This is a genomic window from Candidatus Palauibacter sp., assembly GCF_965197445.1.
Lineage (GTDB): Bacteria > Gemmatimonadota > Gemmatimonadetes > Palauibacterales > Palauibacteraceae > Palauibacter.
The window spans coordinates 205,431-222,824 of the sequence record NZ_CBDANE010000005.1 but is presented as its reverse complement, the minus strand read 5'-3'; the positions used below and the strand labels follow the sequence as shown (position 1 = coordinate 222,824).

The following is a 17,394-nucleotide window of genomic DNA, read 5'->3' as shown; positions in this document are numbered from 1 at the left end:
AGCTTGGGACGAGACCATTCGACCTGTTACCGGGAAGGTGTCCCGATGAAAAATCGAGTCGGAATCGTCCGACTGACGCTGGCTGCCACTCTCGCAGCGGCTCTCATGGTATCGTGCGACGGAAGCACCGGACCGTCGAGCTTTGAACCGGGACCGCTGGGGACGGTCACGCTGCAGCGTGGCGAGGCCGTGCGGATCCGGTCGCTGCTGTCGATGACCGGGTCTTCGCTGGGAGAGACGGCGCGGCGCGGTGTGGAGCTTGCGGTCAGGGACGTGGCGAGCATCCGCGGCCGCAATGTCCAACTGGGCGACCCCATCGACTCCATGTGCTCGCCGGAGGGCGGAAGGGCGGGCGCCCGGCAGATCGTGGCGGACCCGCAGGTGGTCGGCGTCATCGGCACGTCCTGTTCGGCCGCGGCGGTGGCCGCCTCTCCGGTGATCAGCGAGGCGGGGTTCGTGATGATCGCACCGAGCACCACGTCACCGTTGCTGACTTCGGATCTGGCCGGCAATCCGAACCCCGACTATCACCCCGGCTACTACCGCGTCGCCAACAACGACCTCTACCAGGCGCGGGCCGTCTCCGACTTCGCCTACAATGAACTGGGCCTCAGACGCATCGCGACCGTCCACGACGGCGATCCCTACACGACCGCGCTGGTGAACGCGTTCGGAGATGCGTTTCAGGCCCTCGGCGGAGAAGTCCCCGTCGCCGCCGGGATCCGGAAGGGCGCCGCCGACATGACAGCCGTACTTGCGGAGTTCGCGGTCGCCGGGGCGGACGGCATCTTCTTCCCGCTGTTTCGGGCGGAAGGTTCTCCGTTCGCGGCGCAGGCGAGGGTCTTCGACGGCCTCGAAGGGGTGACGCTCATCTCCGGAGCGGCGCTGCTCGTCTCGGACTTCCTGGCCACGCCGCAGTCCGAGGGGATCTACTTCGCGGGGCCGGAATCGGATTACCGCACCAACATCAACGAGGTGACCGGCAAGAGCGCGGAAACCGTCCTCGCCACGCATGAAGCCACCTACGGCGAGCATCCGCAGTCTCCCTACTGGGCGCTCGCCTACGATGCGACGACGTTCCTGCTCAGCGCCGTCCGATCCGTCGCCGTGGAGGAAGGCGGACGGTTGTACATAGACCGCGCCGCGTTGCGCGCGTGGATCGGGACCGCCGACCTCCAGGGTCTCATCGGTACGATTTCCTGCGACGATTTCGGCGACTGCGGCACGGGGCGGCAAAACATCTACCACCACACAGACTCGGGCATCACGGATGTCCAGCGGTTGCCGGTCGTCTATCGATTTGTCCCCTGATCCGGCCGTTGACGCCGCGGCGGATCTCGACGACCTCTTCGCGGAGGAGGTGATCGCGCGCCCGTACGCCCACTTCGCGCGGCTGCGGGAGCGGGACCCCGTTCACTGGAACAAGAAGTTCGGGCTCTGGGTGGTGACGGGATACGAGCCGATCGTCTGGATTCTCCGCCATCACGAACTCTTCTCCTCGGCGGTCATCCGGGGCGTCGAATCGGCGCCGTACCCGCCCGTGCTCCCCGAAGACGCCCACCTGTTCGACGAAGTGAAGGCGTTTCGCGCCGACCAACTGGTCGAGCAAGACAGGCCCGCGCACCTCGAGCAGCGCAAGACGGTGCACGCGTACTTCACCCCGACCGCCATGGAAGCGTGGCGACCCTTCGTGCGGCAGACCGTGGACGACCTCCTGGAGGAGCTGTGGCCACGCGGAAGGATGAATGTGGTCACCGATCTTGCGGCGCCACTCCCCGTCCGGGTGATCGCGCGCATGATGGGCGTCCCGCGCGAGGACATGGACACGCTGCGGGGGCTCGCGGACAGCATCCTCCACCTGAACCGTGGGGAACCCGACCGGCTGCGACCGCTGACCGCGGGGATTCGGGGGATCGTGGAGTACGTACGCCCCTTCGTCCGCGAGCGCATCGCGGAGCCCGGCGACGACCTGATTTCGGCGCTGGCCCGGGGCGAGACCGATGGGGTGTTCACGCGCCACCAGGTGCTGGTGAACACCGGTCTCATGCTGTTCGCGGGGCACGAGACGACGATGAACCTGATCTGCAACGGGCTCCGCGCCTTCATGGCGCACCCGGAGCAGTGGGACCGGCTCAGAGCGGACCCGGACGGCCTCGCGCGACAGGCCACCGAGGAGTGCCTGCGCTACGACCCACCCGTGAAGTCCACCCAGCGCATCGTCGCGCAGGAGGCCGAGTGCTGCGGCAAGACCCTCTCCCCGGGCGAGCGCATCCGCTGGATCATCGCGGCGGCGAACCGGGACCCCTCGGTCTTCGAGGACCCGGACCGGTTCGATATCGGACGGCAGCCGAACCCTCACCTCTCCTTCGGATCCGGGATCCACTACTGCCTGGGGGTCGCGCTCGCGCGCATCGAAGGGCAGGAGGTGTTCCGGGGACTGGCGCGGCGGTTCGAGCGCTTCGAGCTGGAGACGGAGGCGCTGCGGTATCAGCCGAGCCTTCAGTTCCGGTCTATCGAGTCCATGCCCGTAACATGGTGAGCGCCCCATGGTGAGGATCGAGATCGACCACGGGCGGTGCGTCGGCAATGCGATGTGCGTGGCGACAGCGCCGCGTGTCTTCGCGCACAATGAGAACCGGCAATCGACCGTCGTCGATCCGGATGGTGATCCGGAGGGGGCGGTGCTGGAGGCAGCGGGCAACTGTCCGGTGAGCGCGATCCGCGTCGTCGACGCCGAGACGGGACGGTGCTTGTTCCCGCGTGCAGACGGGTGATCCGATGACGCGAACCATGAGTGTGACGACGTTCGATCTCGTCGCGATGAAGTCGCGGGGTGAGAAGATCGTCGCGATCACCGCCTACGATGCGCTGTTCGCCTCGCTGGTGGACGCAGCGGGGGTGGACTTGATCCTCGTGGGCGACTCCCTGGCCAGCGTCCTGTGCGGGGAGGAGACGACCCTCTCCGCCACTCTGGAACAGATGACGTACCACGGCCGCATCGTGGTTCGGGGCACGTCCCGCGCCTTCGTGGTCGTGGACATGCCGTTTCTGAGCTACCAGGTCTCGGTCACCGAGGCGGTGCGGAACGCGGGGAACGTCCTCAAACAGACGGGTGCGGGCGCCGTCAAACTCGAGGGCGGTTTCGAGGTCGTCGACGCGGTGCGGGCGATGGTTCGGGCGGGGATCCCTGTGATGGGACACCTCGGCTTCACGCCTCAGGCGGTGCACGCACTCGGAGGGCACCGGATCCAGGGCAAGGACGACGAGGCGGCCTCGCGTCTCGTGGAGGATGCCGCGGCGCTGGAGGAGGCGGGGGTCTTCTCCATCGTGCTCGAGTTGATGCCGACGCCGGTGGCGAGGCGGGTGACCGGGGCGGTCTCGGTGCCGACGGTCGGGATCGGCGCCGGTCCGGATTGCGACGGGCAGGTGCTCGTCCTGCACGACATGCTCGGTCTGAACGAGGGGTTCAGCCCCCGCTTCCTGAAGACGTACGCGGAACTCGGGGCCGCAGTGCGCGATGCGGTGGGGCGATATGCCGGGGAAGTGCGGGAGGGCAGCTACCCGGCGGTCGAACACGGCTACGAAAGGTGAAAAGGAGGGTGAAAAGAAGGGTGACAACCGTGCCCGCTCACGAAAGCCGGCGCGTCGTCGTCACGGGGGCTGGGGCCGGGATCGGGCGGGCGATCACGCTGCGACCGCGATCCCGCGGCGCTCGTGGACCTCCTGGCGTCGGTCGGTGGAGATTTTGCCGAGAGGCTCGGCGCTGGCGGACGTCTCGCGGAAGCGGACGTGGCCCGCGGCGTTCGAGCAGCTGGGCGGGCTCGATGTCCTCGTTGACAACGCCGGACCGCTGCACGGCTATCCGCTCCGGAGCCCGTACGCCACGGCCAAGTGGGGCGTGATCGGCTTCACGCGCACCCTGGCCATGGAGCTGGCTCCGCCAGGTCTCGCTCCGAACCTTCGTCGACTCCGAGGACGTGGCCGCGCTCGTCCTCTTTCTCACGTCGGAGGCCGGTGCGAAGATCTCCGGCCAGGCGCTCCCCGTGGACGGACACACCGAGGGCCTGAGTTCAAGCGGCGACTAGCGGGAGGAGAGAGACGCGATGCGAGCAGCCTGGTACACGAAGCAGGGATCGGCGCGAGACGTGCTGGAAGTCGGCGAGCGCGAACCGCCAACGCCCGGCCCCGGCGAGGTGCGGGTTCAGGTGCGCACCTCGGGAATCAACCCCGTGGACGTGAAGCGTCGGGCGGGGGGGCGGGGTAGCCTGACGGACACCCTTGTCGTGCCGCACTTCGACGGCGCCGGAACCATCGACGCGGCCGGGGAGGGCGTTGACGCCGGCCGCGTGGGCGAGCGCGTCTGGATCTACGAAGCCCAGTGGGGAAGCGACCTGGGCACGGCGGCCGAGTTCGTGACCATCCCCGCCTCGCGGGCCGTCCCTCTGCCCGCCGATGTCTCTTTCGCCGCGGGCGCGTGTCTCGGCATCCCCGCGCTCACAGCGTACCGCTGCGTCTACGGTGACGGTCCCGTCGAGGGACGCACGGTGCTGGTGACCGGAGGTGCCGGCGCGGTGGGCGCCTACGCGATCCAGTGCGCGCGGCTCGGCGGCGCCCGCGTCCTCGCCACCGTGAGCGGTCCCGAGAAGGGCGAGGTCGCGCGTGAAGCCGGCGCGGACGCCGTCATCAACTACCGTGCGGAAGATGTCGCGGCCCGCGTCCTGGAGTTGACGGATGGAGAGGGTCTCGACCGCATCGTCGAGGTGGAGATGGGCGGGAACCTCGACGCCTCGATCGCCATGCTGAAGCCGAACGGCGTGATTTCGGCGTACGCCTCGGAGGGCGAGCCGCAGCCGGCCGTCCCGTTCTATACCCTCCTGTACAAGAACCTGACCCTGCGCTTCGAACTCGTATTCCTGATGCCCGAGCACGCGAAGCGCCAGGCGGTGGAAGACCTCACCGGGTGGCTGGGGGCCGGCGAACTCCGCCACACGATCGCGGCTCGCTTCCCGCTCGAAGACATCGTCGCCGCCCACGAGGCGGTGGAAGCGGGTCCGCTCGGGAAGATCCTGCTCGAATTCGCGTAAGACGTTCCCGCGGGAACGTCCCCGGCTGCCATCTGCGGCGAAGTTGCCGGTCTCACAGCGCTCTTATACATTGTGGTACAAGGTATCTCGTACAGCATGGTATGGGGGTCGGATGAAGAAATCGGTCTACAAGGAGCTGGTGGCGGCCTCGTCGCGCCCGATGGTGCTTTCCATTCTGGCCGGCGGCGAGACCTACGGCTACGAGATCCTCAAACAGGTCAAGCTGCTCTCCGGCGGCGAACTGGAGTGGTCCGATGGGATGATCTACCCCGTGCTTCACCGGCTGGAGCGGGACGGCCTCATCGTCGGTCGCTGGGAGCTCACGGACGAGGGGCGGCGCCGCAAGTATTACCGACTCACGGCCCGCGGCAAGCGCCGGCTGGCGGCCGACCGCGAGAGTTGGCGAGCGGTGTACGGAGCCCTCGAGTTGTCCTGGGGAGGCAGCCATGTTTGAACTGGAGAGGGAAGTCGGGAGGTGGCGCAGGGAGGTGGAAAGAACGTCGGCCCTCTCACCTCGCGAGTTGGATGAACTCGAGGACCACCTGCGCGCCCGCGTCGACTTGGAGTTGCACTTGACCCAGGCGCTGAGTCCCGCCCGGGCGTTCCAGATTGCTCGGGAAGCGCTCGGCCAGCCGGCTGCGCTCTCGAGAGAATTCGTGAAGGCGGGCCGGCCCGCCTGGCGGTTTCTGTTCCTCGCCGGGTGGGCACTGTACGCGGCCTCGTTCTTCCTCTCGCCGGCCTTCCCACCGATCTTCGAGTTCGGCTATGAGCTCTTCTGGACATCTCTAGCCGATGGAGCGTTCGTTCTGGCCCTCCCCAATCTCGCAATGATCATGACGGTCTCTGTCTTCCGAAGCGCGCGTCCCGTGAGGAGACACTCGCGACGCTACCTGAGGATCGCCCACCGTATCGTGCTCGGACTCAGCGGGCTTGCGACCCTTGGATTCGGAGTGAAGACCCTGCTGACCCCTCCGTGGGTCGTAGTAGACGGCGTCGGCTCGGTGGCGCATCTCGGTCCTGCGTACTGGGCTTGGTCCGCGTCGTTGGCTCTGGTGGCCACTGCGCTCTGGCTGCGCGACCGGGCATGGACAGCCGCCAAATTGGACGTGCCGGCGCTCTAACGGGGGAACTGTGAGACCTATTCAACTCCTGACTTCCTCGACCGTTGCCGCGGTCCTGTCCGGCGCGGCGTTACTCGCGTGCGTCGACGGGGCGTACGTCGGCGGCGAGCCCGGCGCCCCCGTCGAGCTCGAGGCGTCGACCATTGAAGTGCTGGGCAGCTCGGACGTCCTCGCCGTGGTGCGAGACATGGAGGTGTTGAGTGACGGCTCCGTCTGGGTTCTGAATTCGAGCGCGCCGTACTTCGTCGGATTCGGGCCGGATGGGGAGTCTCTCGGCGCGCACGGGCGGTCCGGAAGGGGTCCGGACGAATTCGCGATGCCCTCCGCTTTCGTCACGGGAGGCTGGGAGGGAGAGGCCTGGGTCCTCGACCTTGTGCGCCACGCGATGATCCGGATCTCGCGACCGGACGCGGACTGGGCGGAGATCCCGCTGCGGTCGGAGGCCCTCCCGCCGGGCAGTGTCCGGACCGGCACGAGCATGCTGACGACATCGGTGCGAACGGCCAGACTCGGCCGCGAGATCATCGTGCCCCGCTCGAGCGGGTCGATGGCGGAGGGTGTACTACAGTTCCGCTTCTCGCTCCTGCGAGCCGATCTGGTCGCGTTCGATCCGGAGGCCGGAGGGGTTCGAGACCTCGTCGCGCTCGGCGACGCGCTGGACGATCCATCCGCAGATTTCATCCGGAGTGACGGTGGGTTTCCCCTGTGGTATCGGCTGTGGGCTTCCTGCGGCGAGAATCTCGTGCGCGTCCATGATCGGGTGAGGAATCAGCTTCGTGGCTTCGATGGATCGGGTGCGGAGGTGCCCTCTATCGACCTGCCTCCTGTTCCCTTCACCGAGGTCAGTCCTCGACAGTTTTCCGCAGCGGTGTTTGCGCTGAGGCAGGCCGAGGTGACGGGAGATGTCACGACCAGGCTCACCGCGGAGGACAGTCTTCGGCTCCTGAATCAGATGGCCCAGAGGGTTCAGGGCGAGCCGCACGAACTCGCGAGTTACCTGCCCCGATATGTGGACTTCCGCTGCAGCGAAGACGGAACGATGTGGTTGCATCCCTTGGATCTCGACGCCGGCGGGCTCAGCGGCGGTCGGCTGTGGCTGCGAATCGCAGCTGACGGAGCCACGCGGGACGTTCGACTGCCCGACCGGTTCGATGCCTTTCGCTTCTCCAGTTCCCGGATCTGGGGCGTTTCCAGAGACGAGTTCGACCGACCGTCCGTCGCATCCATCCCGTTCCAGAAGAGCCCGTAAGCGTTAGCGGGCGGCATTGGGAAGCCCGCCAGATGTACCTGGGAGGCAGTCGTGTTTGGACTTGAGACCGAAGTCACAGGGTGGCGTGGGAGACTGGAGCGCAGCTCTTCACTTTCTCCGCGCGAAGTCGACGAACTGGAAGACCACCTCAGGGCGCGCTTCGACCTGGAACGCGAGCTGACGCCCGAGCTGACGCCCGCCCAAGTCTTCAGCATCGTCTGCGACGAACTGGGCGAGTCGGCCGCGCTCGCGAAGGAGTTCGTGAAGGCCGGCCGGCCCAGATGGCGACCTCTCCTGTTGGCCGGGTGGGTGCTGTTCGCGGCATCGTTCTTTCTCCCGCTCCATCGCACTGTCTGGATGGGATCGCCCAAGGCTGACCTCGCAATGTTTTCAGAAGTCGGATACGAGTTCCTGTGGATGGTGATGACGGGAGGGGGCCTCGCAATGACGGCGGTGAGCATCCCCGCGGTGCTACTCGCCAATCTTCCGATGGCCATGACCCTCCCGGCGCTGTTCGGCTCTCGGCGACCCACGCGACGGCGGCTTCGACGAGTTCTCGGTGTCATGGGCGTCTTGGGCGTTGGGCTGGTGATCAACAATCTCTTCAGACCGACCATCCTGTACGGCATCGGCGGCGGCCCAATCGCGTTCCACTACGAGGGCCTCGGTTGCTGGCTGTGGGCCGGGTCGTTCGCTTTGGCGGCCACCGCCCTCTGGCTGCGAGACCGCAACTGGGCACCGAGCAAACCGGAGGAATCGGTGGGCTACCCGATGGCGTAGTCATATACGCGGCTGGCCGGGCGATCCGCGTCGGTGGTACATTTTCACGCGGTGTACCCTTGCGTCCCGAGGGGGCGCGACACGGCTGCTTGGACGAGGCCTCGGCCATGCGAACATCGGTTCTGCTGCTGGTCACAGCGGGCTTTCTCCCGAGCCCCGTAGTTGGCCAGAGCGCTGACGGCGCGGCGGGAGTCGAGCATCCTCCCTCCGTCTGGCCGAGCCCGTTCTCACCGCCGACCCCGGCGGCCGCCGTCGACACGCTCTCCCTCGAGGTCGCGCAGGGCGTCGTCGCCGGAACGTGCACGCGCTGCCACAACCCCCGGCGGCTCAGCGGCGGCATGTCGCTCGAGACCTTCGAGGTGACATCGGCCGCCGACAACGCAGTGATCGCGGAACGGATGGTGCGGAAGCTGCGGGCGGGCATGATGCCGCCCGTCGGGGTGCGCCGGCCGACCCCCGACAGCCTGCGGACGCTCGCCGCCGTCCTCGAATCCCGGCTGGACGCGGCGTGGGAGGCGAACCCGAACCCGGGGCGGCGGACCTTCCAGCGGCTGAACCGCGCCGAGTACTCGCGCTCGATCCATGACCTGCTCGACCTGGATGTCGACGCCGGCGACTACCTGCCGCTCGACACGAAGAGCGCGAACTTCGACAACATCGCGGATGTGCAGTTGCTCTCGCCCACCCTCATGGAGGGATACCTGCGCGCCGCGAGCGAGATCAGCCGGCTCGCGCTCGGCGACCCCGAGGTCACGCCCAGCGAGGCCACCTTCCGGGTGTCGCGCTGGACCTCGCAGGCGGACCATGTCGAGGGCACTCCGTACGGGAGCCGCGGCGGCGTCGCGGTGGACCACAACTTCCCGGCCGACGGCGAGTACGCGTTCCGCGTCTCCTTCCATCACGAGACGACCGGCGCCCTGTTCGGGAACGGGAAGGGGGCGCTGCACACGACCGACGAACCCGAGCGGATCGAGATCTCCATCGACGGAGAACGCGTCGCGCTGCTCGACATCGATCGCTGGATGCACGTTTCCGATCCGGACGGCGTGAACCTGCGCACCGAACCCGTCTTCATCGAGGCAGGTCCGCACCGCGTGGCGGCCGCGTTCATCCGCACCTTCGAGGGGCCGCTGCAGGACCTGATGTCGCCGCACGACTGGTCGATCGCGAGCACGAGCATCACCGACGCGTACGGGTTCACGACGCTCCCGCACCTGCGGGATCTCGCGGTCACGGGGCCCTTCGATCCGGCGGGGATGTCGGCCACGCCGAGCCGGGAGCGCGTGTTTTTGTGCCGTCCTTCGGCGCCGGACGACGAAGCGTCGTGCGCGGAGGAGATCCTGTCGCGGCTCGGGACGAGGGCCTACCGCCGACCGCTGACGGACGACAACCTCGCGGCGATCATGGGGCTCTACCGCGTGGGCGCCGAGGCGGGCGGTTTCGAGGAGGGGATTCGGCTGGCCCTGGAGGGGATCCTCGCCAGCCCGCACTTCGTCTTCCGATTCGAGGAACGCCCCGCGCGTGAGGCGGAGGGCGTGTACGCGCTGGACGACTACGATCTCGCATCGCGGCTCTCCTTCTTCCTCTGGGCCACGGGCCCGGACGACGAACTGCTGGAGGTCGCCGCCGCCGGCCGGCTCTCTGATGCCCCCGTGCTCGATGCGCAGGTGCGGCGCATGCTCGCCGATCCGCGCGCCGAGGCGCTGGCCACGCGTTTCGCGGGACAGTGGTTCCGGCTCCAGGACCTCGAGGGCATGAACCCCGATGTCCGCCTCTATCCCGATTTCGACCAGCAGCTCAAGGAGGCGATGCGGCGGGAGACGGAGTTGCTCTTCCACACCATCGTGCAGGAAGACCGCAGCCTGATGGAGCTGCTCACCGCCGACTACACCTTCGTCAACGAGCGGCTGGCGCGGCACTACGGAATTCCGGGCGTGACGGGAACCGATTTCCGCCGGGTCGAGATCCCCGAAGCGGAGCGCCGCGGCGTGCTGGGGCACGGCAGCATCCTCACCCTCACCTCGCACGCGAGCCGGACCTCTCCGGTGCTGCGCGGGAAGTGGGTGATGGAGGTGCTGCTGGGGACGCCCCCGCCCCCGCCCCCGCCGGATGTCTCGGATCTGGAGGCGACGCCGGAGGCCGAGGAGGGACGCCTGCTCACGGTGCGCGAGCGGATGGAGATGCACCGGGCGAGTCCGGCCTGTCGGTCCTGCCACCGCGTGATCGATCCGATCGGCCTGGCGCTTGAGTTCTTCGACGGCACGGGGGCGCGGCGCATCAAGGACAGCGGGATGCCGATCGACGCGGAGGGCGAACTCTATGACGGCACGCCGGTGCGTAGCGCGGCGGATCTGCGCGCGGCGCTGCTGGCGCGACCGGTGCCGCTCGTGCGCGCGTTCACCGAGAACCTGCTCGCCTACGCGCTGGGCCGGCGGGTCGAGCACTACGACATGCCCACGGTGCGGTCGATCGCGAGACAGGCGGCGGAGCAGGACCACCGCCTGTCGGCCTTCATCATGGGTGTCGTCAACAGCCCGGCGTTCCGCCTGAAGGGGACCGGGGCCGTGGTCGACGACATGCAGGCGGAGAGCGGAAACCAGCGGTAAACCAGCAGGAACCAGCGAGCCGAGGAGGCCCGATGGAGTTCATCACAGGCAAACACCTTTCTCGCCGGACCTTCCTCCGGGGCGCGGGGGCGACGGTCGCCCTGCCGCTGCTCGACGCGATGGTCCCGGCGGGTCGTCTGTGGGCGCGGGAGGTCGCGGATCCGACGCGCCTCGTCTGCATCGAGATGGTGCACGGCGCGGCGGGAAGCAGCGAGTTCGGGGCGGCGCAGAACTACTGGTCGCCATCCGGAACCGGTCGGAACTTCGACCTTTCCCCCACCGCGCTGAGTTCGCTCGATCCCTACCGCGACGTTCTCACGATCATCAGCGACACCGACGTCGAGGCGGCGGAAGCCACCAAGCCGAAGGAGATCGGGGGCGACCACTTCCGCTCGAGCGCCACCTTCCTCACGCAGTCGCATCCGAAGCAGACGGAGAGTTCGGACGTGATGGTGGGAACGTCGCTCGACCAGCTGTACGCGCAGCGCTTCGGGCAGGATACGCCGATCCCTTCCATGCAGCTCTGCATCGAGAACGTGGATCAGGCGGGAGGCTGCGCCTACGGCTACGCGTGCGTCTACACGGACACGATCAGCTGGTCCTCGCCCAACCAGCCGCTCCCGATGATCCGCGACCCGCGGGTCGCGTTCGACCAGCTGTTCGGGGCCGGGGGGACGCCGGAGGCGCGCGCCGCCCGGCAGCGTTCCAGCGCCAGCATCCTCGATTTCATCACGGGCGAGGTCGCGGGCCTCAAGGGACGGCTCGATCCCTCCGACCGGCAGCGCATGGACCGCTACCTGGAGAACGTTCGGGAGATCGAACGACGCATCCAGCGCGTGGTGGCCCGGAACGAGTCCGGCGTGCGGCGTGAACTCCCCGAGGCGCCGGCGGGGGTGCCGGATTCGTTCGACGAGCACGTGAAGCTGATGTTCGACCTGCAGGCGCTCGCCTTCCAGGCGGACATGACGCGCGTCTTCTCGTTCAAGATGGGACGAGACGCGTCGGGGCGGGTCTATCCCGGGAGCGGGATCGACAAGGCGTTCCACCCGGCGTCGCACCACGGCGACAACGAGGGGAACATCACGGATTTCGCGCAGATCAACCGCTACCATGTGGGGTTGGTCCCGTATTTCCTCGACCGGCTGAAGGAATCGATGGAGGGGGACACGCACCTGCTCGACAAGACGATGATCGTCTACGGGTCGCCGATGGGGGACCCGAACGTGCACAACCACAAGCGGTGTCCGCTTTTCGTGGTGGGCGGCGCGCAGGGGCGGATGAACGGCAACCTCCACCTGCGAGCCGCGCCGGGTACCCCAATGGCCAACGTCATGCTGAGCCTGATGCACCGGCTGGGGCTGGACGACATGACGAGCTTCGGGAACAGCACCGGGGCGTTCTCCTTCACGGGGACGGCGGACTGATGAGGCGATCGAGGTTCCCGGTGATCGCGGTCGCGGTCCTGCTCGCACTCGGGGCCGGGGGGCCGACCGGGCCGGATGCTCCGGTGGCCGACGCGGCCATGCGCGGCGACCTCGTGGCGGTGCAGGCGCTGCTCGACGCGGGCGAGGACGTGAACGGCGCCCGGGGCGACGGCATGACCGCACTCCATTGGGCGGCCATGAAGGGGCGGCTCGACCTGGCCGAGCTGCTGCTCGACGCGGGCGCGGATCTGGAAGCGGGCACGCGGCTGGGCCGGCACACGCCGCTCCACGTGGCGAGCCGCGCGGGACAGACGTCGCTGGTCGAGGCGCTGCTGCAGGCGGGAGCTGACGCCGCCGCCACGACGTCGACCGGCGCGACCCCGCTGCACTTCGCGGCTACGGCCGGATCGCCGCTGGCGATCGAGGCGCTGGTACGGCACGGAGCGGACCCCGACGCGCGCGAGCCCGAGTGGGGACAGACGCCGCTCATGTTCGCCGCGGCCGCGGGCCGGGCCGGCGGCGTGCGGGCGCTGCTCGGCGTTGGAGCGGACCCGGCGCTTGCCGCGTACGTCCTCGACATCGTCGCTCGCGACGCGTGGGACCAGCTGGACCGGCGCGAGCGCAATGCCCGGGTAGCGGCGCTCCGGGTGGGCCAAGCGTCGCCGCCTCCCGGCGACCGCGAACCGGCCCCCATGCCCGCGGACGGGGCCGGCCCCGGCCTCCAGCCCGTGCGGCTGGCCGACCCGGAGGAGCCCACCTGCTCCGGGTGCCTGGGCAACTACGCGGACCTCGTCGGTTCGCACGGCGGACTCACCGCTCTGCTGCTCGCGGCGCGAGAAGGCCATGAGGATGTGGCCTTCTCCCTGCTCGAGAGCGGCGCCGACATCGATCAGCGCAGCCCCGCGGACGGGACCACCCCGCTGCTCATGGCGATGATCAACGGGCACTTCGATCTGGCCATGCGGTTCCTCGCCGATGGCGCCGACCCCCGCCTCGCGAGCAACGCCGGCGCCACTCCGCTCTACGCGGCCCTCAACATGCATTGGGCCCCGAAGGCTCGGCATCCGCAGCCCACGGACGTGCATCAGCAGGAGTGGGCGTACCTGGACGTCATGCGGACACTGCTCGAGGCCGGCGTCGACCCCAACGTGCGGTTGAAGAAGTCGCTCTGGTTCACGACCTACAACCGGGACCTGCTCGGCGTCGACCGAACCGGAGCCACGCCGTTCTGGCGCGCCGCGCACGCACTGGACATCGACGCCATGAAGCTGCTGCTCGAGTACGGGGCGGATCCCACCCTGGCGACGACCAGGGTGCCGGAGCGGCAGTACGGGCGGGGCGGCGACGACACGGACCATTCGGGCCTGGAGCCCATCCCCGTCGGCGGTCCCGCGGTGTACCCGATTCACGCCGCGGCCGGCGTCGGCTATGGACAGGGCTTCGCCGGGAACTCGCACCGCCACGTGCCGGACGGCTGGCTCCCCGCAATGAAGTTTCTCGTCGAGGAACTCGGCGCCGACGTGAACGCCCGGGACCACAATGGCTATGCGCCCGCCCACCACGCCGCCGCGCGCGGAGACAACGAGATGATTCTGTATCTCGTCGAGAAGGGCGCGGACGTGACCCTCGTGGCCCGCAACGGACAGACGACGGTGGACCTCGCGAACGGGCCCGTGCAGCGCGTCCAGCCGTTCCCCGAGACCATCGCCCTGCTCGAGAGTCTCGGGGCGAAGAACAACCACCGGTGCGTCTCCTGCTGACCGCGATCCCTCCGCCGTCCGTGGCGAGACCCCATGACCAAGCCCGGCGACGTCAGGCCGGCCTGACCTGACCATGCCGGATCCCGTTACCCTTTGGGAACTGCTCGCGGGCGGTTCGGGGGAGAGTCCCGCGATCTCCGCCCCCGGACGCGAGCCGCTCGACTTCGTCGGCCTCCGCCGCCACGTCGAGAGCACCGTCAACGCGCTCAACGGCCTTGGAATCGGACGGAACGATCGGGTGGCGATCGTCCTCCCCAACGGGCCCGAGATGGCCTCCGCTTTCATCTCCGTGGGGTGCGCGGCGACGGCCGCCCCCCTGAACCCGGCCTACCGGCAGCCGGAGTACGAGTTCTACCTCGCCGACCTGAACACGAAGGCGCTCCTCCTCGAGGCGGGAAGCGACTCTTCAGCGCGCGCGGCCGCCGCCGCCCTCGGGATCCCGGTGCTGGAGTTGCACGTCGGGGACGAGGCTCCGGCCGGGACGTTCGAACTCGCTGGCGATAATTTCGGCGGCGGCGGATCAGAAGGTGGCTTGGCCGAAGCCGGTGACATCGCCCTCATCCTCCACACCTCGGGGACGACGTCCCGCCCCAAGATCGTGCCGCTGTCGCACCCGAACGTCTGCGCCTCCGCGGGCAACATCCAGCGCACCCTGCGGCTCACCGCAGCCGACCGCTGCCTGAACGTGATGCCCCTGTTCCACATCCACGGGCTGATGGCCGCGGTCCTGGCGCCGCTCGGCGTCGGCGCTTCGATCTTCTGCACCCCCGGCTTCAACGCCCTCCGCTTCTTCACCTGGCTCGACGAGGCGCGGCCCACGTTCTACACGGCCGTCCCCACCATGCACCAGGCGATCCTGTCGCGCGCCCCTCGGAACCGCGACGCGATCGAACGGGCGGCGCTGCGCTTCATCCGCTCGGCCTCCGCCTCCCTCCCTCCGCAGGTGATGGCGGAACTGGAGGAGACATTCGGCGCTCCCGTGGTGGAGGCGTACGCGATGACCGAAGCGGCGCATCAGATGACCTGCAACCCGCTCCCGCCCGCGGCACGCAAGCCCGGGACGGTGGGGATCGCCGCGGGTCCCGAGGTGTCGGTGATGGACGAGGCCGGGGCTCACCTGTCGGCGGACGAGGTGGGCGAGATCGTCATCTGCGGCGAGAACGTCAGCGACGGGTACGAGAACAACCCCACCGCCAATGCCGAAGCCTTCACCGACGGGTGGTTCCGTACGGGAGACCAGGGCAGGATGGACCCCGAGGGCTACGTCACGATCACGGGCCGTCTGAAGGAGATCATCAACCGCGGCGGAGAGAAGATCTCGCCGCGCGAGATCGACGAGGCGATCCTCGACCACCCGGCCGTGCGCCAGGTGGTGGCGTTCGCCATGCCCCACCCCAAGCTGGGCGAGGAGGTGGCGGCAGCCGCGGTCCTCCGCGAGGGGATGGAGGTGACGCCGCGCGAAATCCAGGCGTTCGCGGCGGAGCGTCTCGCCGATTTCAAGGTGCCCCGGAAGATCCTCATCATGGACGACATCCCCAAGGGTCCCACCGGAAAACTGCAACGAATCGGCATGGCCGAAAAGCTCGGCCTGACGTGAGCCGGGCCGGCCGCTGATGCGGATCTGCATCTACGGGGCCGGCGCCATCGGGGGGTATCTCGGCGTGCAGCTGTCGCTGGCAGGGCAGGATGTCGCGCTCATAGCGAGGGGACCCCACCTCGAGGCCATGCGTCGGCACGGCGTGCGGCTTCTGATCGACGGCGAGGAGCGCGTCGCCCACCCCTTCTGCACGGACGACCCGGCGGAGGTGGGGCCGCAGGACTACGTGATCATCACGCTCAAGGCGCATTCCGTCCCCTACATCGTGGAGCCGCTGCAGCCGCTGCTCGGTCCCGATACGGCCGTCGTCATGGCCACCAACGGTGTCCCCTGGTGGTACTTTCATGGTGTGGAAGGGCCCTGGCGCGACCGCCGCCTCGAGAGCCTCGACCCCGGCGGCGTGCAATGGGACGGGATCGGTCCCGAGCGCGTCATCGGCTGCGTCGTCTACGCGGCCACCGAGGTGTCTGAACCCGGCGTGATCCGGCACCTCAAGTACAATCGGTTCACGCTCGGCGAGCCCAGCGGGGAGAAAACGGAGCGCGTACGGCGGCTGGCCCGCGCTCTCATCGAGGCCGGATTCCGGGTTCCGATTCGGAGAATCCGCGACGAGATGTGGATCAAGCTGTGGGGCAACCTCGCCTTCAATCCGATCAGCGCCCTCACGCTGGAGACCCTGGGCACCATCGCCGGCGACCCCGACACGCGCGCCGTCGCGAAGACGATGATGCTCGAGGGGCAGGCGGTCGCCGAAGCCCTGGGCGCCCGCTTCTCGATCGATATCGAGCGGCGGATCAACGGGATTGCGGCCGTGGGCGAGCACCGGACGTCGATGCTGCAGGACCTCGACAAGGGGCGGCCGATGGAGATCGACGCCCTCGTTACCGCCGTCCAGGAGATGGGGCGCATGGTCGACGTTCCCACCCCGGCAATCGACGTCGTGCTGGCTCTGGTGCGCCAGCGCGCCCGCGTGGCCGGCGCGTACCCCGACGCCGTTACCGGCTTCGCGGGATCGAACTGAACGTGAGTCGTTGGTGGACCCAAACGGCCGTTGGCCGCCCAAGGCGCTTCGCGGGCTCGAAGCGCATGTTCATGGCGACCGCGCCGGCCGCGTCGTCGAGGGCCGGATGACCGCTGGACTGCCTGACCTCCGTCTCGAGGACCTCGCCGGATTCGCCCACGCGCAACCAGAGTACGACGCTGCCGCCGATGCCCTGCTCTCTCAGGCGGGGTGGATAGCTCGCCTCCAGCCACCGGACGACAGTGTCGGTCGAAAGGCTGACCGGATTCGTGTCAAACGGTTCGCAGGGGGGCCGGTCGGGATCGGCGGCCTTTCCGGCGGCGGACTCTGGCTGGAACTCAACCCACTGGGACGTCCAGACCCGGGCCGAACGGCCCTCGTTCAGCGCGGGCTCGAACTCCATCACGTCGCCGACTTGCATTGCGGCGCAGTCCAGATCGTCGTTCCCGCTGGATGTCTTGACCTCGCCTGACCCGGCGTTGCCCGTCGTGTCCACGTGCACCCAGACCTCGACTCTACCTCCGACGCCCCGGGCGAGGAGGTCAGGAGGATAGGCTAGCACGACCTCCTCATGAACTTCGGCCGCATTCCTCAGAACCGGCGGCACTTCAGCGGGCGTAGGGCTTGGCAGACCGTCCGGAGCGATCCGCGGAGGTCCAGACACGCCGCGCACGAGACAACTGCAAGGGCGACCGCGCTCGAAACCCCAAGCCGTGCAACCAGCCTATCCATCGTTACCTCCGCGCGTGACG

At 68.6% G+C, this 17,394-nt stretch carries 15 protein-coding genes; 14 read left to right on the top strand and 1 reads right to left on the bottom strand.

Annotated features, from left to right (window positions below; all coding sequences use genetic code 11):
* Positions 1-45: 45 nt before the first annotated feature.
* The 14 genes from ACN9M6_RS08280 to ACN9M6_RS08215 all read left to right on the top strand — a co-directional run bounded on the left by ACN9M6_RS08280 (position 46) and on the right by ACN9M6_RS08215 (position 16,642).
* Positions 46-1,311 carry a branched-chain amino acid ABC transporter substrate-binding protein gene (locus ACN9M6_RS08280; RefSeq protein ID WP_419162457.1) on the top strand — a complete coding sequence of 422 codons (1,266 nt, stop codon included), beginning with the start codon at positions 46-48 and terminating at the stop codon, positions 1,309-1,311.
* Positions 1,301-2,539: a cytochrome P450 gene (locus ACN9M6_RS08275; RefSeq protein WP_419162456.1), complete on the top strand. Its 1,239-nt coding sequence runs from the start codon at positions 1,301-1,303 to the stop codon at positions 2,537-2,539. Before ACN9M6_RS08280 ends, ACN9M6_RS08275 begins: the two co-directional genes overlap by 11 nt.
* 7 nt (positions 2,540-2,546) lie before the next feature.
* Positions 2,547-2,774, top strand: coding sequence for a ferredoxin (locus ACN9M6_RS08270; RefSeq protein WP_419162455.1), 228 nt, complete (start codon positions 2,547-2,549; stop codon positions 2,772-2,774).
* A gap of 4 nt (positions 2,775-2,778) precedes the next feature.
* Complete coding sequence (panB, locus tag ACN9M6_RS08265) at positions 2,779-3,591, top strand: 3-methyl-2-oxobutanoate hydroxymethyltransferase (RefSeq protein WP_419162454.1); 813 nt, start codon at positions 2,779-2,781, stop codon at positions 3,589-3,591.
* A gap of 512 nt (positions 3,592-4,103) precedes the next feature.
* Positions 4,104-5,084, top strand: a complete 981-nt coding sequence (locus ACN9M6_RS08260) for an NADPH:quinone reductase (protein WP_419162453.1) — start codon at positions 4,104-4,106, stop codon at positions 5,082-5,084.
* Between the two features lie 112 nt (positions 5,085-5,196).
* Entirely contained in the window at positions 5,197-5,538 is a 342-nt protein-coding gene (locus ACN9M6_RS08255; protein WP_419162452.1) for a PadR family transcriptional regulator, read from the top strand.
* The gene (locus tag ACN9M6_RS08250) at positions 5,531-6,205 is read left to right on the top strand and encodes a hypothetical protein (protein WP_419162451.1); all 675 of its coding nucleotides are present in this window, start codon (positions 5,531-5,533) and stop codon (positions 6,203-6,205) included. Before ACN9M6_RS08255 ends, ACN9M6_RS08250 begins: the two co-directional genes overlap by 8 nt.
* A gap of 10 nt (positions 6,206-6,215) precedes the next feature.
* Positions 6,216-7,454 (top strand): hypothetical protein, encoded by a 1,239-nt coding sequence (locus ACN9M6_RS08245; RefSeq protein WP_419162450.1) that lies wholly within the window; start codon positions 6,216-6,218, stop codon positions 7,452-7,454.
* Positions 7,455-7,505: 51 nt separating this feature from the next.
* A complete protein-coding gene (locus tag ACN9M6_RS08240; protein ID WP_419162449.1) occupies positions 7,506-8,234 on the top strand; it encodes a hypothetical protein in 729 nt (242 codons plus the stop codon).
* Positions 8,235-8,341: 107 nt separating this feature from the next.
* A complete protein-coding gene (locus ACN9M6_RS08235; protein WP_419162448.1) occupies positions 8,342-10,840 on the top strand; it encodes a DUF1592 domain-containing protein in 2,499 nt (832 codons plus the stop codon).
* Positions 10,841-10,872: 32 nt separating this feature from the next.
* Positions 10,873-12,264, top strand: a complete 1,392-nt coding sequence (locus ACN9M6_RS08230) for a DUF1552 domain-containing protein (protein ID WP_419162447.1) — start codon at positions 10,873-10,875, stop codon at positions 12,262-12,264.
* Positions 12,264-14,024, top strand: a complete 1,761-nt coding sequence (locus ACN9M6_RS08225) for an ankyrin repeat domain-containing protein (RefSeq protein ID WP_419162446.1) — start codon at positions 12,264-12,266, stop codon at positions 14,022-14,024. The genes ACN9M6_RS08230 and ACN9M6_RS08225 overlap by 1 nt, the downstream gene beginning before the upstream one ends.
* 73 nt (positions 14,025-14,097) lie before the next feature.
* Positions 14,098-15,621, top strand: coding sequence for an acyl--CoA ligase (locus tag ACN9M6_RS08220; protein WP_419162445.1), 1,524 nt, complete (start codon positions 14,098-14,100; stop codon positions 15,619-15,621).
* A gap of 16 nt (positions 15,622-15,637) precedes the next feature.
* Entirely contained in the window at positions 15,638-16,642 is a 1,005-nt protein-coding gene (locus ACN9M6_RS08215; protein ID WP_419162444.1) for a 2-dehydropantoate 2-reductase, read from the top strand.
* Here the strand turns inward: ACN9M6_RS08215 and ACN9M6_RS08210 are convergent.
* The gene (locus ACN9M6_RS08210) at positions 16,617-17,204 is read right to left on the bottom strand and encodes an energy transducer TonB (RefSeq protein ID WP_419162443.1); all 588 of its coding nucleotides are present in this window, start codon (positions 17,202-17,204) and stop codon (positions 16,617-16,619) included. The genes ACN9M6_RS08215 and ACN9M6_RS08210 overlap by 26 nt on opposite strands.
* Between the last annotated feature and the right edge of the window lie 190 nt (positions 17,205-17,394).